Raw genomic sequence first — 24,900 nt, 5'->3', positions numbered from 1 at the left:
TATTAACACCGATGCAATGTCGCCTCTTGCCACTTCGTGCTCATGCTTATCTATAGGAAATCTTATGGTAGAAACGGAACACCTTATCCTTGTGCCAACATCACACAGTGATTTGGACATCTATAAAGAACTGCTTTCCAGTGCCATCGTGACACGCTATTTACCATCGGGTAAACCTTACACAGATAACCAAATTCAAACGAACATTAAAAATCGCGAAGCACATTGGCTTAAGCATGGCTTTGGTACTTTTACTGTCTGTCAAAAATCGGATCGCAGCAAGAAGTTGGGTTATGTTGGCGTAGAAGAGTCTCCGGAGCCTAACGTTTTTGAGGTTCGGTATGCCATTCTTCCAGAAGCTCAAGGCCATGGTGTGGCTCAAGAAGCGGCGCGTGCATGTTTAGATTTTACTTTTCAAACCAGCAAGTTGAGCAAGATCTATGGTGTTGCTGTTAACGAAAACTATCCCTCTATAAAAGTAATCGAAAAGCTCGGGATGCAACCAGAGCCCGACGCACATTTCTATGACTTTAATGAACTTCTTTATTACTCCATTTCGCGCCACTGAATTTCAGGTCACAGAAGCGACTAGATATTGTTTATAGAAATATCCATATAATTTGTCCGTGTTTGTGAAAAGCGCTCTCAGCTATACTCCTGCGTCTCGAATCGCTCTCTTTGGATTGTCACTACGCCAAAAGAGGTAATGCGACTTTGAATCATACAGTAATCAACAGCTCTGGATTTACGATCCAGCTCGCTAGAAGGAAAAAAAATGTCTGAGTACGTAGTATGCGCTCTGTATAAATTTGTGCGTCTAGAAAATTATGTGGAACTCCGAGACCCTTTAAAAGCTTTGATGGAAAAGCACGAAGTTCGCGGAACGTTATTGCTGGCAGAAGAAGGCATAAACGGCACAGTTGCTTCTAAGAGAGAAGGCATCGATGCACTCTTTGCATGGTTTAAACAAGACCCTCGTTTAGCTGAGATTGTCTACAAAGAATCTTTCGATGCAGTCCAGCCTTTCAATCGCACAAAAGTAAAACTCAAAAAAGAGATTGTGACACTTGGTGTTGAAGGCATCGATCCTCGTCATGTTGTTGGCACCTATGTTAAGCCTCAAGACTGGAACGATCTTATTGCTGATCCTGAAGTTTTTGTTGTTGATACCCGCAACGACTATGAAATTGAAATCGGCACATTCCAAAACGCTGTGAACCCTAAAACAGATACTTTCCGTGAATTCCCTGAGTATGTTGCTCAAAACATGGACCCAGAGAAACACAAGAAAGTGGCTATGTTCTGTACTGGTGGTATTCGATGTGAAAAGTCGACCGCTTACATGAAAGAGCAGGGCTTTGATGAGGTTTATCACCTAGAAGGTGGCATTCTAAAATACCTTGAAGAAGTGCCTGAAGAAGAAAGCATGTGGGAAGGCGACTGCTATGTTTTTGATGGGCGAGTTGCGGTAAATCATCAGCTTGAAAAAAGCGGCTATGAGATGTGTAACGCATGTCGTTTACCCATCACAGAGCAAGATATGGCATCTGATGCGTTCGAAAAAGGGGTGAGCTGCCCTAAATGTATCGACAAACATTCAGAAGAGCAAAAAGCTCGTTTTCGCGAGCGTGAAAAACAAGTCCAGCTTGCCATTGAGCGTGGAGAAACTCACGTAGGTGGTGAAGCCGACAAAGTGATAGCTCAACGCCGACAAGAAAAAATCTCACGCAAAGAGCAGCAACGTCAGCGAAAGTAAGCTGGTCAATATTTTTCGAAAGCCCTCAGACACCTTGTGTTTGAGGGCTTTTTAATGCCTGTTTGGTGATAATACATCTTGCTTACTATTGACTATTTTAAGATTACCTCATAACATGCATTTGAAATGCATGTTATGAGGTAATCAGGTATGGATTTTAAAAGAGTCAGCGAAATTGGTGGTACGGTCATGGTCGTTTCTTTGTTGGTGATGACTGCAACGTTGCTAATCAGTTTTCCCTTAGCAGACAGATTCAGCATTATTCAGCAGGCAATCGCTCATATCGGAACTATCGTGTTTGCTGGTGTATTCAAAGTGGGTTATGTCGCCTTTATTGTTGGGCGATACGAAAGAAACCTCTCGTTTTAAAGGATGGCTATTATGAATTTTGCGTATTTTTACTATTTTGGACTTGCTGCGTTTCTTGGGCTAGTCGCCCCATTTCTCGTTTTGTATTTGGCGGTTATGAATTGAGTTTTTTGAGCAAAACGTAAACAGCAGGAGCCAGTTGAAGCACACTCAAGCGTATGACGTGGTGCAGTATTATAAACATCACGTCGAAGCCATTAGCTAGCGCAACAACGACAACGCTTTCCAATGCTCCCGGTGCATAGGCGAGCGCAACGGATGTTATTGGAGCATCAAATATTGATACTGAAAAGCTCGTAAAAAAGGCGGTGATTGCAAGGACGAGTACAAAGCAGATACATCCCGCTCTCGTGTATTTTAATGCATCACTTCCAGTTATCCCGCCAAAACGTGATCCTATTAAAAGACCAAGAACAACAATTGCAGCATCCATAAGCCAACTCGGTACCAAGAGATTTTCGATAGGAAGAACTGGCGAAAAAATGAGGCAAGAAAACATTGTTGTTAATAGATAAGGGGCTGGTACGTTCCATTTTTCAAGCCAACGACCCAAAACCATCGAAATGACCGCAAGAAGTACAAAAGTGCTAATCGATTCAAAAGAATAGTGCAGTGGTTCCTTTTCTAAAGAATCATATCCGTCTGGAATAAAGAAGCTAGCGAAAACAGTCAGCAATACCAGTCTAAATAAATGAACAAATATGACGCTAGCTGAGGCGTTGTTTTTGTCTATCACGTCCAATACAGCTGCCATTGCTCCTGGATACGCAGCGAGTATGCTGTCTAATTTTGACCACTTTTCGTGTTTACGGAGCCACCAATAGCCCACCCCGACTTGAACGATTAGACAAGCCAAAAGAACCAAAAGGCTAGGGAGTAGGTTTAAAAATTGCGCTAGTGAATACTCGACCAGTTGAAATCCTGCCGAAAACCCTAGTACCAACTGAAGGAACACACTGTCCTTTTTACTTGTCTTTGCGTTAGGTATAAATCGAACGGAGATAGCTGCGCCTAATAAAGTCCCTAAAAGCAATCCGTGTGGAATGGCGAGTTGCTGAAATATTATCCCGACAGCTAAGGAGAAAATGAGTAATTTAACGTATTGCACAGACTCTCCTTTTAATATGGATACGCCAATAGACTTTGTTTGAGGAAGGAAAGCTAAAGTAAATCTACGCCGAAAGTGCGTGCTATCCAGACAATAATGCCAAACGACACCATGGTGATGACAATGCCGATTCCAAGTGATACAAAAAAGTGAAATCGCTGCATGAGCATAGGGAAGGCGAGAAACATCGGCAGTGTGGCCACAACATACCAAAATGTGTAAAACGCATGATTGGCGAGCTTCTCTTTCGGTTGCCCTTCAAAATGAAGCCAAATCAATGCCAATACGGTCACTAAGGGCAGAGACGCCAAAAGCGCACCAAGTTTATCGCTACGCTTTGCGAGCTCAGAGACTAAAACAATAATGGTCGCGGTGATGAAAAACTTGGTGACAATCCATGCCATAAAAAATTCCAGTTGATTGAGCAGAAGAAGGAAGCGCTTATTCAGCGGATATCATACTCTATATTGAATTCTTTGTATTTAACATAGCATGATTGGCACACAGCCCCTTGACTTAGGGAGATAGTGGGCAAGCACCAACGTCATATTTTTAACGAAAACACAGAGGTTGGCGCAGTTTTAGAAAATCAGAGTATAAAGAATGGAGGCTTATGCTGTTGGAGTAACGCCAATGTAAATTTCAACTTCATCTTCGCTTTTGTATTTTTCAAAATCCGTACGGTACGCTCGTTCATACTCACAACCTTCGGCAGAAAAGAATGCCCAGATTTGCTGCCAAAGCTCCACGACCATACTCGGCATGCTTCCCTTGTTACTAAAAATTAAGTACTCGCCAGATTCGACTAGAGATACTTCTAGTGTACTTTGATCACTTAGCTTATTTTGAACCTGTAAATGAGTGGCTCCCGCCGTTACATCAAATTCACCAAGATGATCCGACTCGTACTGATGATAGATTCCAAAGACTTCAGATTCAGTTTGAAGGTTTGGGGCAACATTTACATAGAAATCTTGCCAAAGAGCCCCAATTTTTAAGCCAGATGTTTTCATTTCATCATGATTGTTTGTACGGATAGTTAATCCGTGAACTGCAAATTGTTCGATTTTTTCCATGCGCATATTCGAGCTCCTGTCGCTAAACTGACGTGTGTAGCCTTTAGAATAAAGAGCGCGAATGACAGATTGTGTCAGGAGGGTAATTAAGATGCTTTCATTGTCCAACCATGGGCTTGCTGTTGCGCGTTCCACAGCGATTGATATAGACCCGCCGTGTCAATCAACTCTTGGTGGCTTCCTTGCTGCTGAATTTTGCCGTCGTCTAGCACCAGTATTTGATCGGCGTTGACAATGGTATTGAGTCGATGAGCGATCATAATGACGGTTTTCTTCTTAATCAGCGCGCTTAAAGCTTGCTGTATTTCATGCTCATTTTCAGGGTCCAATGACGCTGTGGCTTCATCCAGTAATACGATGGGGGCATCTTTCAAAATCGCCCTAGCAATAGATAAACGCTGTTTTTCACCGCCAGATAACGTTGCTCCCCCTTCACCTATCATACTGTCTAGCCCATGAGGTAAGTTAGACACAAATTCCCAGCAGCACGTTGCTTTACATACTTCTTCAACTTTCTGCCTATTTGGGTTTTGCAATCCAATGGTCAGATTATTGAATACGGTATCGTGGAAGAGGTAAACGTCTTGGAATACCATGCTGATCTGGTCTGCTAAACATTCAGCAGTAAGCGATTGAACATTATGACCACCAATTTTAATGTTCCCTTCAGTGGTATCCCAAAAGCGAGCAATCAAACTGGTTATGGTTGTTTTCCCGCTTCCTGATGGGCCGACCAGCGCAGTTAAGCTTCCCGGCTGGCAAGAGAAACTAATACCGGATAAAACTGGGTTTTGAGCGTAAGTAAAACTGACGTTTTCGAATTCAATGCTGGGTTCTAGCTTTCGGTTTACCTCTCCCTGAGGAAGTTCTGGTGCTTCGAGTACTTCTTGAATCCGGTTAGAGGCTTGCTGCATAAAGCTGTATTCAGCAAGGTAAATTGCGATGGACATAAGAGGCTTGAAAAAGCGGCTCGACACAATCAAAAATAAAACCGCAACGTGTGGTGCTAACTCGCCGCCAGCGTGTGGTGCTAACTCGCCGCCAGCGTATAGATAGATCAGCGAGATCAACATTGTTGCGAATCCGAGCTCCACTAAGCAAACAAAACTGAGAGGTGCGACACCCGCTACAAATTCGTGCTTAAGGCTCATTCTCTGAATATCTTTAAGCTGATTATCGAGTTTGGAGAAGCGTGTACCAGCTAAGTTGTACGATTTGAGAAGTTTGATGGCGAGAATATACTCCATCAAAGAACCCGTCATTTCAGCCACTTTATCCAGTAGCTTTCTGCTCAGTATCGCCCCTGCCTTTTTCAATAAAATAAAGGTCACAATGGCGATGGGAAGACCAATGCACATTGCGAGGCTTAGTCGCCAATCTTCAAAGGTTAAGCCTACAGCGACTAAAGCGACCAAACTGATGGTAACGACCAATTGGGAGAAAAGATGGGAAAATATTTGCTCGGTAAAAGTGACGTCTTGTAGCATGGTTGCGTTAAGCGCGCCTGGGTCTGTTTTCAGTAAATACCCCATTGGTACTTTTTTTAATTTACCTGCCAGGTTTTGACGGATATTAATGCCGGCATCGTATCCAAATATTTGGCTATGAACCATTACGTATCGAGCCACAACGACGCGCAAGGCAAATAAAACCAGCATGGAACCGCAGCAAACCCAAATAAAGTTCAAGTTCGGTTGTGGCAGAAACATTTCCTTAATTACCAAATAAACTACAACGAATGGAATACCCATAAGGAAAGCTTCTAGAAAACCAACGAGGATATTTCGTGTTAGCCCTTCGTTTTCTGTACCAGTCAGAGCTTTCATTTGTTTAAGCATCAATAAGCTCCTTTTCTGTTCCTTGCTCTTTTGTTGATAAACTCCATTGACGAGATGCTTGATGAGAATGCCAAAGGGTTTGGTAAACATGGCACTCGCCCAGTAACTCCGTATGCGAGCCTTGTCCAACTAAGCGTCCTTTTTCAAGAACCAATATTGAATCTGCATGTACGATGGTTGACAGCCTATGAGCGATAACAATGACGGTCTTATCAACCATTAACGTTGCCAAAGCGGACTGAATGAGTGCTTGATTGTTGGCATCTGCGTAAGCCGTAGCTTCATCCAAAATGAGAATTGGGGCGTTTTTTAAGATTGCACGTGCTATGGAAATGCGTTGTTTTTCGCCTCCGCTCAGTGACATATTTTCTCCTAGCACGGTTTCGTACCCGTTAGGCATATCACAAATGAAAGAGTGGGCTTGAGCGGCTTTGGCTGCGGTGATTATGTCATCTAGTGAAGCATTACTGCCCATAGCAATATTGTCGCGAACAGATTGGTTTAAGATGATGCTGTCTTGAAAAACATAAGCCGTGTTGTCCATCAAGTAAGAAGGAGAAAGTGATTGAATAGGTTTTCCACCGATGAGTATCTCGCCGCTTGATGTATCCCAAAATCTAGCAACTAACATAGCCAACGTTGATTTCCCTGATCCCGAAGGACCAACTAATGCCGTCATTGAACCTTGATTAATTCTAAAAGAAACATCTTTGAGCACGAGATCCGATTCATCGAAATAGCGGAAATTAACGTTTTTGAATTCCACATCAAATTGAGTCAGTGTTTCGCTTTTTTCGGGTTCAGACAACGAACGTTGTGCCATTAGGGATTGGAGCCTGTTAACACCTTCGAAAATTTGGCTCAAGTATCCACTTAACATTGTGATGTTGTAGAGAGGTTCCATCATTCCCACGCCAAGTATTATACATAAAGTAAAACTTGCGGCATCCAAACTTCCTTGCGACCAAAAGAAAACGCCCAAAGGCAATAGCACCACAAGACCACTGTCTAATAGCGTTTTGAATGCAGCAAAAGGCCAGCTTGCGTCTTTAATCCATTGCACAACCAGTTTGTGGTAGTTATCTAAGCTTGATGTGAAAAGTTTGTGAGGTTTTCCCCCGGCATTAAATGCCCGAATCACGGGCATTGCACGCACATATTCTGTAACGCTGATATTAAGATTCTCTAATGATTGGTGGTATTGGCGAGATTTATCTTCAAACCCTTTGTACATGCTCATTTGGGTAATGATTGCGAGAGGTATAGGCACTAAAGCAGCCAATGCCATTCGCACGTCGATAAACAGTAAGAAAACAAATACCGCTACTGGCGTGATGATGGATGTAACGAAATCGGAGATGTGATGGGCGACAAATAGCTCTACTCTTTCAACATCTTCTGAGAGGATCTTTTTGATTTCGCCAGAACTCTTATCATTAAAGAACCCCATTGGTAACGTCGCCATATGACCCAGTGCGAGTGTTCGAACTCGATATTGAATGGCGAATGCGGATTTATGAGAGAGCATAACTGCGCCTAATAACATGGCATAGCGAGCCAACATAAAGGCGATGGCGTACCCAGCCCAACTCCAAGCTTGTAATGCGTCAAAACTGTCGCTTAATAATTGTTCTAATACCAAATAGGCGAAGTAAAATGGAGCAAGTCCGCAAAGAGCACTAGCAGCTGACAGAATTATTGAAAATACGAGCTTGAGTTTGTGTTCTGCGGAAACTTGAAAAAGCCACTTTAGACTGGCTGTCGCTTCCTGATTCATTGAACTACCTTTCTTCCTTTCAAAAGTTAGACTCATTCTGAACGAAGAAATTGGAAAGACTGCTCAATGGCGGATTATTTTAAGTGTATGAAAAGTTGAGCTTAATTTTATGTGGTTGGGTTTATTTAGCCAGTTCAGAAAACGCTATTGAGTGAGTTTTAGGTAGTCTCTTGGTGTGATCCCAAAATGTTTTTTGAACGCAACAGAAAAGTGTCCGTGATTTTGGTACCCCACCTCATTAGCTACTCGAACCACGTTACTGCGTTGTTCTAATAGTATCTCTCTTGCCCGTTCCATCCTTTGTTGGTGGAGGTAGCCAAATGCGGTTTGTTTGAAAACCTCTTTGAATCCGAGCTTCAATTTAAAATCGTTCAAGCCGACTTTTTGCGCCAGTTCTATGAGAGATGGTGGTGCGTCCATTTGTTCTAGCAATAAGTTTTTAGCGGTATAGATCTTGTTTATGTCTGCTTGACTCAATTTGCCTGATTGAAGATTAGAAGGCGACATTTCTTGCAATACCAAAGAAAACAAATGCCAGCCAAGCCCTCTGAATTGTAGTGTTTCTGCTAAGTTGTTGGCGCTGCTGGTGAGCATTTGCCGCGCAATCGCCATCATGCTCTCGTTTGCGTCAAACGTAAACAAAAAGGGTTTTGGTTGGTTTTGAAAAGCGGGAGAGAAATAGCGCTCTAAATCCTTACATTGATAGCTTTCTACGAGTGACCTTACTTGGTCGATAGAAATGTTAACCGATACGCCTTGAAATAAACGGTTCTGAGCTCGTGTATAGCCGGAAACTTCATCTGAATAATAGATCGCCACTTTGTTCGGGGATATTAAAAATCGCTTACCCAAAGACTGCAGATAGCATTCACAGCAACTGCCTGTGCTAACAAAAATGGTGATCTCTCGAGGACCAAACCCATCGCTAGAGAACAATTCGACCGGACGGTTAAATGTTCCCTGCATACGCATAGAGTGTAAGCCTTTATCTAGGTTGAATCGGTTGACTTCTAAGGACCCGAATGACGCGTTCAGACCGTAGTAGCCTTTTTCGGCTACCGTTTCAAACATTTCAATGTGGTCAAACTGAAACCGATAGAATCCGTTCATTACAAATGAGAGTTATTATCAATAAATCGTGAGGTTAATGGTTAGCCTTCTTTATTACAAGTAGATAAATTTTCTGGGTGTGATCGATGCTTCAGAATAAAAAAATCGAACATTGAGCCTTCAGCTCATAGATTGAATAAGGACTCGGCAGTGACAGTAACTTAAAAATTTATCAATAAGATGCATATTTATATCGAAGTTTTGTTGGGTCTTTGTTAATTTGTAAAGGAAATTTAAATAAGAGGTTGGTGTAATGAAAGTAATAGGGATGATTGGCGGCATGAGCTGGGAATCGACAACCAGTTACTACCAAGCTCTAAATACACTGACCAATCAGCGATTGGGTGGATTTCACTCTGCTAAAATTTGTCTGTACAGTGTTGATTTTGCTGAAATTGAAGCACTTCAGCGTGCAGGCGAGTGGAATAAAATGGCCGGTATCCTCTCCAATGCAGCGAAATCTCTAGAAGCTGCTGGGGCTGACTGCATTCTGATTTGTACAAACACAATGCATAAAGTAGCGCCAGAAGTTCAATCTTCTGTTTCCATACCTCTTCTTCATATTGCCGATCCAACGGGAAATGCTCTGGTTTCAAATGGCATTACAAAGGTAGGGCTTCTTGGAACACGTTTCACAATGGAGCAAGCTTTTTATCGTGAACGTATAGAAACGAATTTTGGTATTTCTGTTGTTGTACCTAACGAAAAACAGCAAGCGGAAGTACACCGGATTATTTATGAAGAATTGTGCCATGGGCAGATTTTAGATTCGTCCAAAACGACGTATCTAGATGTCATTGGCTCGTTAGTAAAGCAAGGTGCGCAAGCCATAATTTTAGGTTGTACTGAAATAGCATTACTGGTTAAGCCTTCCGATACCGTCACTCCTCTTTACGACACGACACACTTACACGCGCAACACGCCGTTGAATTTGCTTTGGCTAAGGACTAAAAAAATAATGACACATAATCTTAAAACCGTAGATATTAAGGTTTTTATCCCTGCAGTAAATTATGAATTGTGCAAAGCCTTTTATATCGACTTAGGGTTTGAGTTAAAAAACGACATGGGTGATCTTGCGTTCTTTTCGCTTGGACATACCAATTTTCTACTTCAGAACCTCGCAGAAGCAAAGCACACCAACGAGTTGATGATGCACCTCCAAGTTGAGGATGCTAAAGCATGGCACCACGCGGTGACTGAAGGTCAAATTAAAGATAAATATGACGTAAATGTTTCCCCTTTAATTGAGCAACCTTGGGGAATGCTGGATTTTACTGTGACAGACCCAAGTGGCGTTCTGTGGCGTATTGCTCAAAATATTTAAGTGGTCATCATGATTAAGGTATACGGACGTAAGACCTCTTTTAATGTACAGAAAGTACTTTGGTTTTTGGAAGAGCTGCATCTCGATTTCTCATTGGTTGAGCTAGGTGGGCGATTCGGTGGTTTGGATGACCCTGAGTTTTCCAAGTTGAATCCGATGAAGAAAGTCCCCGTATTAGTGGATGGTGATAAAGTAATTTGGGAGTCGCACTCTATATTACGGTATCTAGCGAGCGAATACGGTGAAATGCAAACGCCTTATCAACGTTCTGAATATGAAAGATGGATGGATTGGTCACAAGTGATTTTTCAACCCGCTTTTATGGGAACGTTTTGGGGTTTCTACCGTATGCCTGAAAGCAAACGGGATATGAGCCAAATAGATAGAGATTTAAGCACATGCATGAGCGCACTAAATTTGGTCGAATCGACGCTGCAGCGCTCACTTTTGGAGAGTTCAAACCGAGAATACCCGGTTTTGGTTGGCGCTAAGCTTTCTCTTGCCGATGTGTGTAGGAGCGATTCTCTATCGATTAACCGAGCAAGGGCTTGATATCAAGCTACCTCCAAGAGTAAATGAATGGTATCAAGCGTTAAAGCAGCGAGTAGGATACCAAAAGTGGATCATGAGCGATTTCACTGAACTTAAAGCGAGAGAAGATTATTAAAAGCGATGATGTTATCGCTTATACCCAAGCATCTTGAGGTCACTTGGGTATAACAGTCAGGGGAAAGGATCGGTGGGGTCTAGGGTTATCAGGTCTTAGACTCCAACAAACCCCAATATCTAAGCCAATACTCAATGAATAGAGTAAGAGCTTAATAAGATTTGTATCCAGCTTTGTACGTTTATACTCAAGTCGCTTGAGTATAGATACTGGATACTTTGTGAAGGAGTATATAGATGTCGTTAATTTCAAACACACCAGAGCCTCCGTATTATGCGGTGATCTTTAGCTCAGTAAAAAGTCTACATGATGAAGGTTATGGCGATACAGCGAACCGAATGCTGGAGCTAGCAGAGCAACAACCGGGTTATTTGGGTGCAGAGTCCGCACGGGAAGAACTGGGCATTACGGTATCTTACTGGCGAGATTTGGACTCAATCAAACAGTGGAAATCCAATGCTGAACACCTCGAGGCGCAAAAGCTAGGTAGAAAGCAATGGTACCAGTCTTACAAAACACGAATTGCAAAAGTAGAGCGCGATTATAGTTTTGAGGAGGAGGTATGATTCTGATTCGACACTATACCGAGCAAGATGCTAGAGCGACTTGGAAGTTGTTTTTCCACACTGTACGCAAAGTGAATTTAGGCGACTACAGTGAAGATGATGTGAAAGCATGGGCACCTGAACGTTTCGAACTGGCACGATGGCAAAAGCGAATGAACAGCATAGAGCCATATATTGCTGAACTGAATGGCAAAGTCGTCGGCTACGCTGATTTGCAAAAAGATGGCTTAATCGATCACTTCTTTTGCCACCACCTATACCAAGGGAAAGGCGTTGGAGCGGCATTGATGAACCATATTTTCTCTGTCGGTAAAGCGAAAGGCATAAATCGATTTTATTCAGAGGTGAGTATTACGGCAAAGCCGTTTTATGAGCACTTTGGGTTTGACGTTGTACAGCGACAAGAAATAGAGCTCCGAGGTAGAACATTAACCAACTTCCTGATGGAAAAACACGTTTAGATTGATAGTCTTACCTTGAATGAAAAAACTCACCAGATGGTGAGTTTTTTGGTTTTAGTTCGCGTTAAAGCTTACGCGTATTGTGCGACCAATCTGTCCCAACTTTTTTGTTTGGTTTTCAGTGTCGCGCGCACTTGTTGGTAACGAACCTTGAGCAACGATGCTTCATACTTACGAGTCAGGTCGGTTTTTTTCGCTTCCATAAGCTGCTTTTTGACTTCGTAATATTCCTGCATTTGTTTCCATAGCGCGTCATACTCTGATTGCAGAGAATCGATTATTGTCGCGCCTTGCGGTTTGTTTTGAATATTTTCCTTTGCTTTACGTAGCTGCATCTGTATCCGAGCACGCTCAATTCGAATGGCAGGGCAACGCGTCAGTTTACTGGCCAAGCCAACCAAGGAAAATAACCGAATCATCCATTTAGTTGGATCGTACTGCCACCAATGAATGCCATTACGGTAATCATTTTCAAAGATATGGTGATAGTTGTGGTAGCCTTCGCCAAACGTTAGAAATGCTAAAAATCCGTTGTCCCTTGCCGTATTCTTGTCCGTGTAAGGCTGAGAGCCCCAAATGTGAGCCAGTGAATTGATAAAGAAAGTCGTATGATGATTTAGCACTAACCTAACGGCTCCAGTGACCAGCAACATTCCCCAAACATCCCCATGTAAAAGGCCGAGTAACACTGGTACGCCAACATTCATAGCGATGGCAAGCAGTAAGTAGTGCTTATGCTGCCACATGACGATGGGGTCTTTTTGAAGATCCCGGCAGTTTGAATAATCGGAATAAGTGGTCTTGTTGTAATGCCTTAGCATCCAGCCAATGTGTGAAAACCAAAAGCCTTTTTTAGCTGAGTAAGGGTCTTTGTCATTAACATCAACGTGTCTATGGTGAACTCGGTGATCAGACGACCAATGCAGCGCACTGTTTTGAAGAGCGAAAGCCCCACCCAAAGCGTAAACAACCCGAATGATGGGGTGTGCTTCGTAGGCTTTGTGTGCCCAAAGACGATGGTAACCTGCGGTGATAGAAAGGTTGCAAAAACTGAATGTGACGACCAGCCAAATCAGGTGTTCCACTCCATATCCAAATTGATACCCGTACCAAGGTGCAACCAACACTGCCAAAAGCATACTGATAGAAAATACCCCAATATTAAGCCAGATGAGGGGGGGCTTTTTTTCGGTGTCGACCATTTTTTTGTTCATTCCATTTTTCAGCTTACACATGTTCACTCAAAGATATTCAGCGAACATGTGTAAGTCAATAGTTAAGTTGTAATAATGTTGTTGATATCCAATCATCTTGAGCTCTCTGGGTATAAATTAAGCCTAGCAGTGCACAAGGGGAAGAGGAGGCATTTTAATGCGAGCAGACTTAACGGGTTGAATCTTTGAGGGAATGGTTGCATTTGAATCGTCTTGCTTATTAAGATATTGACTGAACCATCTGGGGAATGTGGAGCCATTTAAAGAATGTTACAAAATCAAGGGCGTTCAAATGTGATACTGCATGCGTTCGACTGGAAATACAGTGAAATTGCTGAGCAGGCTGACAAGATCAGCCGATTAGGCTATCGATCGGTATTGGTATCGCCCCCACTAAAATCATTGAAAGAAGGCAAGGGTCAATTTTGGTGGCAGCGATATCAGCCACAAGATTACAGGATCATCGATAACCCTTTAGGTAACACCAACGATTTTAAACATATGTTGCAAGCACTTATGGCGCATGACATTTGGGTGTATGTCGATGTTGTTTTTAATCATATGGCCAACGAATCGGATGTAAGATCCGATCTACAATTTCCGGCCCAATCCGATTTGGACACCTACAAATCGAGCACTGAATATTATAATGAACTGAAATTGTTCGGGGACCTTTCGCAACCATTGTTTGAGAAGGAAGATTTTGTCGAGCCGTTTGGCATTGTTGATTGGCGCAACAAGTGGGAAGTACAAAATGGTCGAATCAGCAGCGGCCCAGCAGACCCAGGTTTACCCACCCTTAAAGACAACAAGCATGTGGTTGAACAACAAAGACATTACTTGAAGGCACTAAAGCAGTTGGGAGTGCGTGGGTTTCGGATCGACGCAGCTAAGCATATGAGCTTGCAGCACTTAGAAAAAGTGTGGGGTCCGGATATTACGGAAGGTATGCATATCTTTGGCGAAATCATTACGGATGGTGGGGCAACTAAGCAAGAATACGAACTCTTTCTTAAACCTTATTTAGAAAAAACAGAACTCGCGGCATATGACTTTCCGCTGTTCAATACCTTGTTTGAAGCCATGAAACCGGAAGGGACACTGGAATCATTAGTCGACCCTTATGCTTTAGGCATGGCTCTATCCAACCCTAGAGCCGTCACATTCGCCATTACCCATGACATACCTAATAATACTGTATTCAAAGATTTAGTAATGGATGAAACTAGTGAATGGCTAGCCTATGCTTATTTACTGGGGCGAGATGGTGGGGTGCCACTCATTTATGCTGAGCCGCCAGCTAGAGTAATGGCACACCAAGCCAGCATCAACCGATGGGGATACTTTTGGCAAAGTGATAAATTAAAAGCTCTGCTGGAATTCCACAATAAAATGTACGGTGAGAAGATGACATTTCACTTTATAAGTAAAGATGTCATTTTATTTTCACGTGGACAAAAAGGAATGATGGGCATCAATAAAGGAAAATATGCGCAACCTGTTTCTACACTGTATCCAAACCTTCAAAATATGGAAACTAGCTCAAAATGGAATATCGAACATCTTGAAATAAAACCAAATGACTATGTAATCCATTGTTTTAACTAATCTAATTTATCCTTTTTTTTAGCTCATACGTCAAGTAAGTAACCACTAATTTCATATGGTTATATTTAATGAGTATAAAATATAACCCTTTTATACAAAGGGTTATTGACGAAATTTGCTAACCTACCTCATTTTAATTGTGTAACCCATTACATTCTGTACCAAACTTAAACTTGATCGATCAATAAAAAATTTAAATATATAAAAGTCAGCAGGCTGTCGCTAATTTCTATCTATGTGGATACTCACTGCCGGTAGAAATACACAATAAGAAAGCTGATAAGGTTATAAAATGAAGATCGCAACTAAAATTATTCTCGCTTGTTCTTCTCTCTGCGCGATTGGGGTTATCGTCAGCGGAAACTTCGTAGCCTGGAGAGCATCGGATTTATCCGAGCAAGCAATTTATGATAGAGCCATTAGTCAATTAATTTCAGTCCGAGAGATAAAAAAAAGGGAAATCGAAAGATACTTTGAACAGATTCAGTTTCAGTTAGAAACGCTAGCAGATGATATTTCGACCCAAGCGGCATTAAGAGATTTCACTTCAACATTCAGCGAGTACCCAAAGGAAAAGGTGAGCTCTGCTGATGTGAATGCACTTAAAAGTTATTACAGTAACGGATTTGGGCAAACGTACCGAGGCAGCAATGGTAACAAGTCGGGTAATGAGTTGAGCCGCTTGAGCCAGATAAGTGATGTAGGTACAGCACTACAAGCGCGTTACATTGGCGTTAACCCGAATGCGCTTGGTGAGAAGCATCTTTTGAAGTCTGATACGCTGAATACTTCCTACGATAAAGCACATAAACTGTACCATCCTCCTATCAAACATTTTCTTGAATCGTTTGGGTATTACGATATTTTCTTGGTAGACAATCAAGGAAACATTGTTTATTCCGTCTTTAAGGAATTGGACTACGCAACCAATCTTCTTTCTGGCCCTTACAAAAACAGTGGTCTAGCGGAAGCATTTAATGGTGCAAAATCTAAAGTCAAAAACGACTTTTTCTTAGTTGACTTCAAGCCATATTATCCATCCTATGAAGCGGCGGCCTCTTTTATGGCGGCGCCCGTATTCGAAGGCGGTGAAAGGCTTGGGGTGTTGATTTTCCAAATGCCTGTTGATGCTATCAATAGCATCATGACCTACGATGGAAAATGGGCAGATGCTGGGCTTGGTACAAGTGGAGAGACTTATTTGGTCGGCCAAGATAGCTTACTCAGAAGCCAGTCTCGTTTCTTACTTGAAGATAAGCAAGGTTACATGCAAGCGCTGACATCCGCTGGAATTTCTGCCCGCGTGGTTTCTGAAATCGGCGACAAAGACAGTGCAATTGGTCGTCAACCAGTAGATACCAAAGGCAGTAAAGCAGCGCTTAGTGGTCAAGTGGGTAGCGAAATCATTTTGGACTACCGTAATGTTCCTGTGCTATCCGCATACTCGCCTATTACAGTGGCAGGGTTGAAGTGGGCGATTCTCAGTGAAATAGATGAAGCAGAAGCGTTGGCAGATGTTGGACGCTTAAACAGTGCGGTGTTTGCAACGGTAGGCATTAGTACTGTTGTCTTACTCTTGTTATCAGCGATAGGAGCATCGGTAGTAGGAGGGGGAATCGCTCGACCTATTAAAGCCGCTGCGCAGCAAATTTCTCATATCAGTAGTTCTAAGGATCTTACTGCGAGGCTTGATAACAAAGGCAAAGACGAGATGTCTGATCTCGCTACAGCCCTGAATGATTTATTTAAACAGTTACAAGGTATTATCAAAGAGTTTAGTAGCGCGACAAATGAGCTGACTGAAAATAGCCAAACAATGTCAACTGCTATGGGTGATACGCGCAATGCTGTGAATGAACAGCACAACAAATCGGATTCTGTTGCGGCAGCTGTAAACGAATTGAGTGCGTCAGTATCGGAAGTGGCGCAGTTTGCCAGCCGAGCCGCTGAGTTCGTGAAAAATGCGAATGACACAGGGCAACGCAGTGCCACCATAGGACGCGCACTTGGTAATGAGATGGGGCAGTTGACCGATCAAATGAAACAAGCCAATCAAGCAATTGAAAGGCTGTTAAAAGAGAGCAATTCAATTGGTGAAGTGCTCGATGTTATTCAGTCGATTGCCGAGCAAACGAACCTCTTGGCTTTGAATGCTGCGATTGAAGCTGCGCGAGCTGGAGAGCAAGGTAGAGGCTTTGCCGTCGTAGCGGACGAAGTTCGCTCACTCGCAAGCCGGACTCAAGCTTCAACTGAAGAAATTCGTGGTAAAATTGAGGCGTTGCAAGGAGAAACGCAAGCCGTTGCGGATGGAATCACTAACGCGAATTCGTCTGTAGAGCGAGGAACTGAAAGTTGCCGACAAAATACGGACATGCTTGATCAAATCACGAATATGCTGACTGAATTGAATGACATGAATTTGCAGATAGCAACGGCTGCTAATGAGCAGTCTTCCGTTACGGACGAGATCAGTAGCAGCATTACCTCCATTGCCGATGCATCGATGCAGGTATCAAATCAGACCAATGAAATAGATAACGTTGTTTCTGGGTTGTCTGGACAAGCGACAGAATTGAACAAGAAAGTTGGGCAGTTCCGGTACTAAATTCCGCTGATACAAACGAAAAAAGCAGTGCTGATATTCCAGCACTGCTTTTTTGTTTCTCGGTATCCACATTCAACTTACGCAAAATCGATAAAACTCCCGTCTAATCTTTCGTTTATTAGCAGAGAACTTTTAGCAAGAGAGCTTTAAGGGAATTGAATACTCTATCGCTTGGCTTTCTATTGAATAGAAAGCCCTAATTTGAATCTGAAGATAGGGTTATGAGTTTTGCATTATGCCCAGTATCTTGAGAACACTTGGGTATAGTACAAAATGGCTTGTCAGCACCGCTAATGTGAGTGCTAAGCAGCATCATCAAAGAAGTCATAACAATTACCACCATTAGATTTTGCCTGATACATAGCAATATCTGCCGATTTTAGAATATCGACCCAAGATGCTTGGTATTCACTGTCTAAACAGATACCAATGCTTACCCCAACCTTACAGTCTATTGAGCCAACTCGTATGGGTTTAGATAATGATTCAATAATGCTTTCAGGCAACAATTGAGGCTCTGTTTGGTCTTGTCTGACAATGGCAAACTCATCGCCGCCTAATCGTGCGATAAAGTCAGTGTCAATGCATGTTTCTTTGAGACGGGCACTGATTTTCTTCAACAAATGATCACCAACATCGTGCCCATAAGTGTCATTGACGAGTTTGAACCCGTCGAGATCCAATAACAACACAGAAAGTTGAGCTTGGCTCTGGCGTTTTAAATCTTTGAGTTTATTTTGTAAAGCGGCTCGGTTTGCTAGTCCTGTTAAAGAGTCGTGGTAGGCTAAGTGGCTTATTTTTTGGCGGTCTTTCAGCGTCACGTACAATAGAAAGCCTCCGCATAGGGCTATTCCTGCGTAGCTATACCCCATGATACTGTTTAAACGAACCAACTCGAAATCACGTAGGTAATTATTTTCTGCCACACGCTGGAATTCTTCATTCATCAACGCGTTAATTGTTTCAGCGGTTTGTTGCCCTTTTGCCAAATATTGTGAGAAATGAATGGCATTAAATGAATCAGAAGTTGGATCCAGTGTTTTAAATGATTCAAAAGTACCAACAATAATCTCTAATCGACCTTGCTTTTCCATCAGATTAGCTGATTCTGACCCGACTAGTAGAATTTCAAACGCGGACCATGTTAGGTCATAGCTGGTAATTAGGTCGTCAATATTGATTGTTCCTCTGAAATAATCTTTAGCAGCCGTTAGATATTCTTTATGCAGCAACATGAGTTGCACTAAAGCTCTACCTGTTGAATGTTCATTTACCGCTAATAAATCCAAACTTTTCACTATTTGGGCAACGCTGACCATTGCACATAACAAAAAAAGCACCGCTACAACTATCAATACTGGGGTTTGAAAACGGCTGGGTAGGGGCATTATCAAGGCTCCTTCGACAACACTTCGACATTAATCAGCTGCCACACCATATAGTCGTTAAATATTTGAGGTTGGAGTTCTTCGTGATGGTCTTTTGGCAAAATAAGCCACAATGGTCCTTTTCCGCGAACCGACATTTTTTTACCGTTGTCTTCCCAAGCTAATATAGGGGCGAATTGACGAATGCGTTCAAAATCTAGCGTCACTTCATACTTGTCGAGTGCTTTCAAAGTCAACCAAGAACCTTTTGCTTTGGCATCATTTAAGATGTCCTCCAGCTTAGGTCCCTTATAGGTATGGGCTTCGTTCGTCCATGGTGTGTTGGTAGTAATTAATAACTGAGGAAATGATTTGATGTTTTCTAAAGTATAACTGGCAGGGTTTTCAACGTCACCGGTAACACTCAACACTGTATTTTTTCCTTGCGCGGAGGTAAGTCCCGAAAAAACAAGTAAAAATATTAGTACAGAGAAATTTTTAAGTCTTGTGCGCATATTCCCTCCATGAGAATTTTAAAACCAGAAGTATTAAATAACTTATTATTCTAAGGTCAAATTCCGTTTGATTGTATGAATTTTGAGATTTGTCTTGTAATCAAGAATAGCATGCGGTTCGCTAATTATCCTGAACTATACAGATATTTAGTGATCTTTAATATTGGTTGGAAACTTGAAAATCGACGGGGGAGTGATTTTTTAACAATCAGCTCAATAATTGTTTTTACAACAATGAGTTCGATCCAAAAGAAAATATGTGTAATGCAGAAAATAAGGTTTTTATTATAGGGATGAGAAAGAAAATTAATATATATGCATGTTATTTAATGTGAATTCCTGCACTATTCACTAAGTTAAACTATATTAAAAGGTTAGAATTATAATTTTTAGTAATTACTTTTGAAGTTGATCACACATGAGTATTAAGTATTAACGAATTGGAATCGATATCACCGGTGACTGAGTTAAAATTGGCAGCCGTTATAATGTGATACTCAATCCATATCATTTTTGGATTTTAACTTTCAGCTCAAATTGAAGAGGATACTCTCCCCTAGATGTATAAATTTTCACATATTCTACGTTGGATTTTTCCATTAGTAGTGACGTTGATATTAGTGGCTAAAGCTCAGGGAGAGGAAGCACTAACAGCCAAAGAGAAACTGTTCCTAGAACGGCATCCAGTATGGAAGGTGCATTCGGAAGATTATTGGCCTCCATTTAATTATCGAGAATTTGGTGAGAGGAAAGGCTACTCTACTGAACTGGTACTTTTGCTTGCTCAACAAGTGGGTGCAAAAGTGGAATTTGTCGATGTGGCAGACTGGGCTGAAGCGTTAGATAAACTCAAGGTAAAAGAGCTGGATATCATTTCTAACATGACGCCTACCCAAGAAGGTAAGCAATTCGCCAAGTTCACCGATTCAAGAACCATTACGGTTACAAATGCTCTCGTATCAAGTGATGCCATTAACTCGATTACCAAACTTTCTGATTTGATAGGAAAGTCACTTTCGGTTGTGCAAGGGGCGGCAGAAATCCCCGTTATCCGAGAAAACTACCCTGAAATTCGTTTGGTAGAAACCCAAGATACTCTTCATTCCATTGAAAAAGTGGTGAGTGGGAGAGTCTCCGCAGCACTCGATAGCGAACATGTATTACGTTTTTATCTCGAAAATTACATCGATTCTCCCCTTCGTGTTACTTCTCTTGCTGAGAACGTTAACCTAGGAGTCTATTATCAAGCACTGGCGGTTCGAAAAGACCGTCCAGAGCTTGCCTCTATTCTTGATAAAGCCTATTTGTCTCTGTCACCTGAAACCATTCAATCGCTTAAGCGTAAATGGCTGACTAATAACCAAACAAACAAAGTCAATGTGCTCAACTTGAACCGAGATGAGCGCATGTATCTGAATGAGAAACAAGTCATACGATATTGTACTCACCCAGATTTCTTACCTGTAGAGGGTATTTTGGATGGAAAAGCGCAGGGAATGACAGGCGAGTATGTTCAGTATTTTGAGAAAAGCCTCGCCATAAAATTCGAACACGTGTTAAGTGCAAGTTGGAAAGAATCGCTTCAAAACATCGAAGCGGGCAAATGTGATGTTCTCACTCTAAGCCGTCCAAACAAATCTCGCCTAGATTACATGACCTATACCCAACCCTATCTTTCTTTGCCTGTCGCTGTCGCTATTCATCAGAATACGCCTTATGCGGCTGAAATCAGTGCGTTGGTGGGGAGATATGTTGGTTTTAACCGAAATCATGGCCTTGCAGATGAGTTTCGTGCGCGTTACCCCGATGTTAACTTTGTTCCTGTAGACTCGGCATTTACGGGGCTTCAAATGGTTGAGAATAAAGAACTCTTTGGGTTTATCGGCGCACTTCCAGTTGTGACCTATCACCTACAAAATTATTTCCCTAATCTTATGGTGGGGAGCCGGATGAATCAGTCGTTTCCTCTGAGTGTTGGTGTGAATAAAGCCGAAGAAAAATTAGCTGACATCCTCAATAAAGCCATTGAGAAAATGGACATTCGTTTGCATTCTTCCATCCTAAATTCATGGACACCTGTAAACTACAAACCTGTTAGCGATAACCGACTGGTTTGGGCGGTGTTGACCATTGGTTTCATCGTGGTGTGTGCGATAGGGTACAGCTACTATGTATTACAGATGAAGTATCGCAAACTAGAAGAACTCTCCACAAAAGATCAGCTCACGGGGCTGTATAACCGCTATACCATCGATACCGTTTTGGCAGAACAAGTCGCGCAATTTGGTTTTAGTCGCAAACCCTTCAGCGTGATTCTCGGGGATATTGATCACTTTAAAATTTTGAACGATCGCTATGGTCACCTAATTGGAGATCAAGCTTTGATAACCATGTCCCGAGTGTTTGAAGAAAACATATCAGATTCTGATTTGGTGGGCCGATGGGGCGGAGAAGAACTGATCGTTATCTGCCCAGGTAAAACCGAAGAACAAGCGGAGTACTTAGCTGAAACGTTGAGGCTCGCGATTAATGCAGAACATTTTGATGAAGTTGGCACTATGAGTTGCAGTTTTGGTGTTGCTCAATACTTCGCGAAGCATTCCATCACCGATTTAATGCAAAGGGCAGATAGAGCCCTCTATCACTCCAAACGTATGGGACGAAATACCGTTACCAGCTACACCGACTTTCACCTTCAATATAAAGGTGATGCGACATGATTTTTGATGAAAACTTTAGCCTCCGCCCTGTTCCTTATTATGCAAGAAAGCGGACGCTGGCTTTAGGTCTCGTGCTGGTTGGTCTTACTTTCTTCTCCGCTAGTATGCAAGCGGGTGGTGTGGTTTGGGGAGGATTATCAACGTCAGACTTTATCTGGGTAGTATTGGCGGGCAACATAATGCTGGCTTTGTACGCAGGCCTACTCGGTTATATCGGATCAACAACAGGACTATCAACTCATCTTCTGACCCACTTCTCGTTTGGGCACAAAGGCTCTTGGCTTCCCTCTTTGATATTGGGTGGTACGCAAGTTGGTTGGTTTGGCGTTGGGGTTGCCATGTTTGCCATTCCCGTGAGTAAGGTTATTGGGGTGGATGTGCGCATTCTGATTGGAGTAAGTGGCTTGCTAATGGTGAGCACCGCCTATTTTGGTATGTCGGCCCTCATATTTCTCTCTGCTATCGCGGTTCCAGCCATCTTATTGTTTGGTGGTTATTCCGTTATGTGTGCACTTGAAACATTTACCGTGGGTGCGCTATACGGTGAATTGAGTTCTATTCCAAACAAGCTAAGTACAACAGAGGCCTTAACCTTAGTGGTGGGGACATTTATTAGTGCCGCCACCTTAACTGCTGACTTTGCGAGATTTGCCAAAAACCACAAAAAAGCCTTGTTCATTACGGTATTGGCTTTCTTAATTGGCAACTCGGTAATGTTTGTGTTTGGTGCATTGAGCAGCTCTAGTATTGGGTATGCTGACTTGTTTGATGCCATGTTGGCACAGGGGCTTTTGATTCCAGCCATTGTTGTTTTAGGTTTGAATATATGGACAACCAACGACAATGCTTTGTATGTGTCTGGACTGGCATTTTCGAACATCACGCGCTTACCTAGTCATCGTTTGTCGGTGCTTAACGGGTTGCTTGGTACCTTGTTTGCGCTTTGGCTTTACGATCACTTTATCGAATGGCTACATTTTCTTTCTCTCGCCATTCCTCCCGTTGGTGGTGTGATCATTGCCGACTTTTTAATGCGTCGTCATCAATATCAAGATTACGCCAGCGTTGAATTTCAAGAAGTGAATTGGTTGGGCATTTATGCGTTTGCGATTGGTATCATCGGAGGCGCTATTCTACCCGGTGTTGTCCCCGTGAATGCCGTAATCATAGCTATGTTGTCCTACTGGGTGTTACATTTAAAGCCTGTGAAAGCGGCAATATACAGAGCGTCGTAATCACAGGACCTAACTCCAGACATTAAAAGGCAGTATTCAGAATGGATTCTCAAATCGTACTGATTGAAGATGATGACATCGTTCGCCAAGCAACCAGCCAATGGCTACAACTCGCGGGATTTTCCGTTACCGAATATGCCGATGGTACGTCGGCATTAGATGGGATTTCGCCTTCATTTACAGGTGTTATTGTCAGTGACGTAAGGCTGCCTGATTACGATGGCTTGGCTTTAATGAATGCTTTGCTAAATCGAATTCCTACGGTGCCTATTGTGTTGGTTACTGGGCACGGTGATGTAGACATGGCAGTAAAAGCCCTTCGTGATGGAGCGTTCGACTTTCTTGAGAAACCGTTTGATCCTGATCGCCTTGTTGATACTGTAAGCAATGCATTCTCCTCATTACAAGCCAATCAAGAAAGCCAGCAAAGGCTCGAATACTTGGATCAGTTAGACGGGTTAGAGCAAGTTCTAATTGGCCAAAGTGACGTTATGGTGAATTTGCGTCAGCAATTGGCGAAAATAGCGATGATGGACACGAATGTCATCATTTATGGTGAAACAGGGTGTGGTAAAGAATTGGTGGCGAATTGCCTCCATAACCTCAGTACACGAGCTGGTCACCGATTTGTGCCCATTAACTGTTCGGCGATTCCTGAGAACCTGTTTGAAAGCGAGCTATTTGGTCATGAAGCGGGGGCATTTACCGGCGCGGGTAAACAACGAATCGGTAAGTTAGAGTATGCTGACAAAGGGACTCTGTTTCTGGATGAAATTGAAAGTATGCCCTTGTCTATGCAAGTGAAAGTACTCAGAACGTTACAGGAACATACCGTCGAAAGGGTAGGTGCAAATAACCCGATTCAAATCAACCTACGAGTTGTTGCGGCAGCGAAAGACAATCTATTTGGTCACTCCAATTTCCGTCAGGATCTCTATTATCGACTTAATGTTGCACAACTTTCGCTTCCTCCTCTTAGGGAGCGCGATAAAGACGTCGTCATTTTATTCGAACATTACACCCGTCAGGCGAATCCAGAATGTCGCCCAGCGACGCTCAGTGATAAACAGACACTGTTGAGTTACCGTTGGCCGGGCAACGTTCGAGAATTACGAAACGTGGCGACCCGTTTTGCTCATGATGATCTTTCGGTGGCGGATATTCTGTCTGAGTCGGCATCGTTATCATCAGAGCCTGTCATAAACACCTTATCTTTGGCAACACAAGTGCACAACTTTGAGCGCAAAGTGATCGACAAATCGTTACGTGAGCACAAGGGAAACATCACCCAAGTGATGGCTGAATTGGATCTTCCAAGACGGACACTTAATCAGAAAATGCAAAAATACGGTTTAAGCCGGCAGGACTACCTTTCTAAGTAACGGCATACTCGCTTCTAGGAATTCACTGCTCACTCGAGTTTGATAAGGGCTATCTCAAGTGAGCGAAATTTTGCCTATAGCTTGGTGGAATTGTGTTCAAAGGTCAGATAATTCATCTCAAGCCATATTTAACAAAGAATTTACATAAAATTCGATGAGCAAGATTTTGCTCATCGAATTTAGCTCGTATAAGCAGAA

22 protein-coding genes are annotated in these 24,900 nt (G+C 42.5%); 13 read left to right on the top strand and 9 right to left on the bottom strand.

Features of this window, described 5'->3' with window-relative positions:
* Nucleotides 1–64 precede the first annotated feature (64 nt).
* The 3 genes from CW749_RS01165 (at nt 65) to CW749_RS01155 (ending at nt 2,125) form a co-directional block, all read left to right on the top strand.
* Nucleotides 65–568 carry a GNAT family N-acetyltransferase gene (locus tag CW749_RS01165; protein WP_101110041.1) on the top strand — a complete coding sequence of 168 codons (504 nt, stop codon included), beginning with the start codon at nt 65–67 and terminating at the stop codon, nt 566–568.
* 207 nt (nt 569–775) lie between these two features.
* The gene (locus CW749_RS01160) at nt 776–1,756 is read left to right on the top strand and encodes a rhodanese-related sulfurtransferase (RefSeq protein WP_101110040.1); all 981 of its coding nucleotides are present in this window, start codon (nt 776–778) and stop codon (nt 1,754–1,756) included.
* Between the two features lie 150 nt (nt 1,757–1,906).
* On the top strand, nt 1,907–2,125 hold the full coding sequence (locus CW749_RS01155; RefSeq protein WP_101110039.1) for a hypothetical protein: 219 nt from the start codon (nt 1,907–1,909) through the stop codon (nt 2,123–2,125).
* Nucleotides 2,126–2,219: 94 nt separating this feature from the next.
* Here the strand turns inward: CW749_RS01155 and CW749_RS01150 are convergent, their stop codons facing one another.
* The 6 genes from CW749_RS01150 to CW749_RS01125 all read right to left on the bottom strand — a co-directional run bounded on the left by CW749_RS01150 (nt 2,220) and on the right by CW749_RS01125 (nt 8,995).
* Nucleotides 2,220–3,233 (bottom strand): AbrB family transcriptional regulator, encoded by a 1,014-nt coding sequence (locus tag CW749_RS01150; protein WP_180958296.1) that lies wholly within the window; start codon nt 3,231–3,233, stop codon nt 2,220–2,222.
* Between the two features lie 53 nt (nt 3,234–3,286).
* A complete protein-coding gene (locus tag CW749_RS01145) occupies nt 3,287–3,637 on the bottom strand; it encodes a DUF3147 family protein (RefSeq protein WP_101110038.1) in 351 nt (116 codons plus the stop codon).
* Between the two features lie 207 nt (nt 3,638–3,844).
* Nucleotides 3,845–4,315, bottom strand: a complete 471-nt coding sequence (locus tag CW749_RS01140) for a GyrI-like domain-containing protein (RefSeq protein WP_101110037.1) — start codon at nt 4,313–4,315, stop codon at nt 3,845–3,847.
* Between the two features lie 80 nt (nt 4,316–4,395).
* Nucleotides 4,396–6,147 carry an ABC transporter ATP-binding protein gene (locus CW749_RS01135; protein WP_101110036.1) on the bottom strand — a complete coding sequence of 584 codons (1,752 nt, stop codon included), beginning with the start codon at nt 6,145–6,147 and terminating at the stop codon, nt 4,396–4,398.
* Complete coding sequence (locus CW749_RS01130) at nt 6,140–7,924, bottom strand: ABC transporter ATP-binding protein (RefSeq protein WP_101110035.1); 1,785 nt, start codon at nt 7,922–7,924, stop codon at nt 6,140–6,142. Before CW749_RS01130 ends, CW749_RS01135 begins: the two co-directional genes overlap by 8 nt.
* Nucleotides 7,925–8,068: 144 nt before the next feature.
* Nucleotides 8,069–8,995 carry an AraC family transcriptional regulator gene (locus CW749_RS01125; protein ID WP_180958295.1) on the bottom strand — a complete coding sequence of 309 codons (927 nt, stop codon included), beginning with the start codon at nt 8,993–8,995 and terminating at the stop codon, nt 8,069–8,071.
* A gap of 292 nt (nt 8,996–9,287) precedes the next feature.
* Between CW749_RS01125 and CW749_RS01120 the strand changes: the two genes are divergently transcribed.
* The 5 genes from CW749_RS01120 to CW749_RS01100 all read left to right on the top strand — a co-directional run bounded on the left by CW749_RS01120 (nt 9,288) and on the right by CW749_RS01100 (nt 12,056).
* Nucleotides 9,288–9,986: an aspartate/glutamate racemase family protein gene (locus CW749_RS01120; RefSeq protein WP_101110033.1), complete on the top strand. Its 699-nt coding sequence runs from the start codon at nt 9,288–9,290 to the stop codon at nt 9,984–9,986.
* Between the two features lie 7 nt (nt 9,987–9,993).
* Complete coding sequence (locus CW749_RS01115; RefSeq protein WP_101110032.1) at nt 9,994–10,362, top strand: glyoxalase; 369 nt, start codon at nt 9,994–9,996, stop codon at nt 10,360–10,362.
* Nucleotides 10,363–10,371: 9 nt separating this feature from the next.
* Nucleotides 10,372–10,914: a glutathione S-transferase N-terminal domain-containing protein gene (locus tag CW749_RS01110; protein WP_201796983.1), complete on the top strand. Its 543-nt coding sequence runs from the start codon at nt 10,372–10,374 to the stop codon at nt 10,912–10,914.
* 351 nt (nt 10,915–11,265) lie between these two features.
* Nucleotides 11,266–11,595 carry an antibiotic biosynthesis monooxygenase gene (locus CW749_RS01105; protein ID WP_101110031.1) on the top strand — a complete coding sequence of 110 codons (330 nt, stop codon included), beginning with the start codon at nt 11,266–11,268 and terminating at the stop codon, nt 11,593–11,595.
* Entirely contained in the window at nt 11,592–12,056 is a 465-nt protein-coding gene (locus CW749_RS01100) for a GNAT family N-acetyltransferase (RefSeq protein WP_101110030.1), read from the top strand. Before CW749_RS01105 ends, CW749_RS01100 begins: the two co-directional genes overlap by 4 nt.
* Nucleotides 12,057–12,127: 71 nt before the next feature.
* On the opposite strand, the gene CW749_RS01095 is transcribed toward CW749_RS01100, so the two are convergent.
* Nucleotides 12,128–13,258 (bottom strand): fatty acid desaturase, encoded by a 1,131-nt coding sequence (locus CW749_RS01095; protein ID WP_180958313.1) that lies wholly within the window; start codon nt 13,256–13,258, stop codon nt 12,128–12,130.
* Between the two features lie 279 nt (nt 13,259–13,537).
* Between CW749_RS01095 and CW749_RS01090 the strand changes: the two genes are divergently transcribed.
* Nucleotides 13,538–14,878, top strand: coding sequence for an alpha-amylase family protein (locus CW749_RS01090; protein ID WP_101110029.1), 1,341 nt, complete (start codon nt 13,538–13,540; stop codon nt 14,876–14,878).
* 292 nt (nt 14,879–15,170) lie between these two features.
* Entirely contained in the window at nt 15,171–17,483 is a 2,313-nt protein-coding gene (locus tag CW749_RS01085; protein ID WP_101110028.1) for a methyl-accepting chemotaxis protein, read from the top strand.
* Nucleotides 17,484–17,785: 302 nt separating this feature from the next.
* Here CW749_RS01085 and CW749_RS01080 read toward each other — a convergent pair whose 3' ends face one another.
* Nucleotides 17,786–18,871 (bottom strand): GGDEF domain-containing protein, encoded by a 1,086-nt coding sequence (locus CW749_RS01080; RefSeq protein ID WP_101110027.1) that lies wholly within the window; start codon nt 18,869–18,871, stop codon nt 17,786–17,788.
* Nucleotides 18,872–18,873: 2 nt separating this feature from the next.
* Nucleotides 18,874–19,281: a molybdopterin-dependent oxidoreductase gene (locus CW749_RS01075; RefSeq protein WP_180958294.1), complete on the bottom strand. Its 408-nt coding sequence runs from the start codon at nt 19,279–19,281 to the stop codon at nt 18,874–18,876.
* Between the two features lie 644 nt (nt 19,282–19,925).
* On the opposite strand from CW749_RS01075, the gene CW749_RS01070 reads away from it, so the two are divergent.
* From CW749_RS01070 to CW749_RS01060, 3 genes are read left to right on the top strand one after another with little or no spacing between them, the layout of a single operon-like run.
* On the top strand, nt 19,926–22,085 hold the full coding sequence (locus CW749_RS01070) for a transporter substrate-binding domain-containing protein (protein WP_101110025.1): 2,160 nt from the start codon (nt 19,926–19,928) through the stop codon (nt 22,083–22,085).
* Complete coding sequence (gene codB / locus CW749_RS01065) at nt 22,082–23,320, top strand: cytosine permease (protein ID WP_101110024.1); 1,239 nt, start codon at nt 22,082–22,084, stop codon at nt 23,318–23,320. Before CW749_RS01070 ends, codB begins: the two co-directional genes overlap by 4 nt.
* Before the next feature lie 41 nt (nt 23,321–23,361).
* Nucleotides 23,362–24,702, top strand: a complete 1,341-nt coding sequence (locus CW749_RS01060) for a sigma-54 dependent transcriptional regulator (protein ID WP_101110023.1) — start codon at nt 23,362–23,364, stop codon at nt 24,700–24,702.
* Nucleotides 24,703–24,900 lie beyond the last annotated feature (198 nt).

Source organism: Vibrio sp. vnigr-6D03, assembly GCF_002835515.1.
Taxonomy (GTDB): domain Bacteria; phylum Pseudomonadota; class Gammaproteobacteria; order Enterobacterales; family Vibrionaceae; genus Vibrio; species Vibrio penaeicida.
This window is presented reverse-complemented; position numbering and strand designations above follow the sequence as displayed.

Bases quoted from the DNA above. Each gene is read 5' to 3' on its own strand.
- CW749_RS01070 (WP_101110025.1), top strand. From the start codon at position 19,926: ATGTATAAATTTTCACATATTCTACGTTGGATTTTTCCATTAGTAGTG.
- CW749_RS01125 (WP_180958295.1), bottom strand. From the start codon at position 8,995: ATGTTTGAAACGGTAGCCGAAAAAGGCTACTACGGTCTGAACGCGTCA.
- CW749_RS01100 (WP_101110030.1), top strand. From the start codon at position 11,592: ATGATTCTGATTCGACACTATACCGAGCAAGATGCTAGAGCGACTTGG.
- CW749_RS01165 (WP_101110041.1), top strand. From the start codon at position 65: ATGGTAGAAACGGAACACCTTATCCTTGTGCCAACATCACACAGTGAT.
- CW749_RS01095 (WP_180958313.1), bottom strand. From the start codon at position 13,258: ATGGTCGACACCGAAAAAAAGCCCCCCCTCATCTGGCTTAATATTGGG.
- CW749_RS01160 (WP_101110040.1), top strand. From the start codon at position 776: ATGTCTGAGTACGTAGTATGCGCTCTGTATAAATTTGTGCGTCTAGAA.
- CW749_RS01110 (WP_201796983.1), top strand. From the start codon at position 10,372: ATGATTAAGGTATACGGACGTAAGACCTCTTTTAATGTACAGAAAGTA.
- CW749_RS01080 (WP_101110027.1), bottom strand. From the start codon at position 18,871: ATGCCCCTACCCAGCCGTTTTCAAACCCCAGTATTGATAGTTGTAGCG.
- CW749_RS01105 (WP_101110031.1), top strand. From the start codon at position 11,266: ATGTCGTTAATTTCAAACACACCAGAGCCTCCGTATTATGCGGTGATC.
- CW749_RS01135 (WP_101110036.1), bottom strand. From the start codon at position 6,147: ATGCTTAAACAAATGAAAGCTCTGACTGGTACAGAAAACGAAGGGCTA.
- CW749_RS01085 (WP_101110028.1), top strand. From the start codon at position 15,171: ATGAAGATCGCAACTAAAATTATTCTCGCTTGTTCTTCTCTCTGCGCG.
- CW749_RS01090 (WP_101110029.1), top strand. From the start codon at position 13,538: ATGTTACAAAATCAAGGGCGTTCAAATGTGATACTGCATGCGTTCGAC.
- CW749_RS01060 (WP_101110023.1), top strand. From the start codon at position 23,362: ATGGATTCTCAAATCGTACTGATTGAAGATGATGACATCGTTCGCCAA.
- CW749_RS01115 (WP_101110032.1), top strand. From the start codon at position 9,994: ATGACACATAATCTTAAAACCGTAGATATTAAGGTTTTTATCCCTGCA.
- CW749_RS01140 (WP_101110037.1), bottom strand. From the start codon at position 4,315: ATGCGCATGGAAAAAATCGAACAATTTGCAGTTCACGGATTAACTATC.
- CW749_RS01145 (WP_101110038.1), bottom strand. From the start codon at position 3,637: ATGGCATGGATTGTCACCAAGTTTTTCATCACCGCGACCATTATTGTT.
- CW749_RS01155 (WP_101110039.1), top strand. From the start codon at position 1,907: ATGGATTTTAAAAGAGTCAGCGAAATTGGTGGTACGGTCATGGTCGTT.
- CW749_RS01130 (WP_101110035.1), bottom strand. From the start codon at position 7,924: ATGAATCAGGAAGCGACAGCCAGTCTAAAGTGGCTTTTTCAAGTTTCC.
- CW749_RS01120 (WP_101110033.1), top strand. From the start codon at position 9,288: ATGAAAGTAATAGGGATGATTGGCGGCATGAGCTGGGAATCGACAACC.
- codB (WP_101110024.1), top strand. From the start codon at position 22,082: ATGATTTTTGATGAAAACTTTAGCCTCCGCCCTGTTCCTTATTATGCA.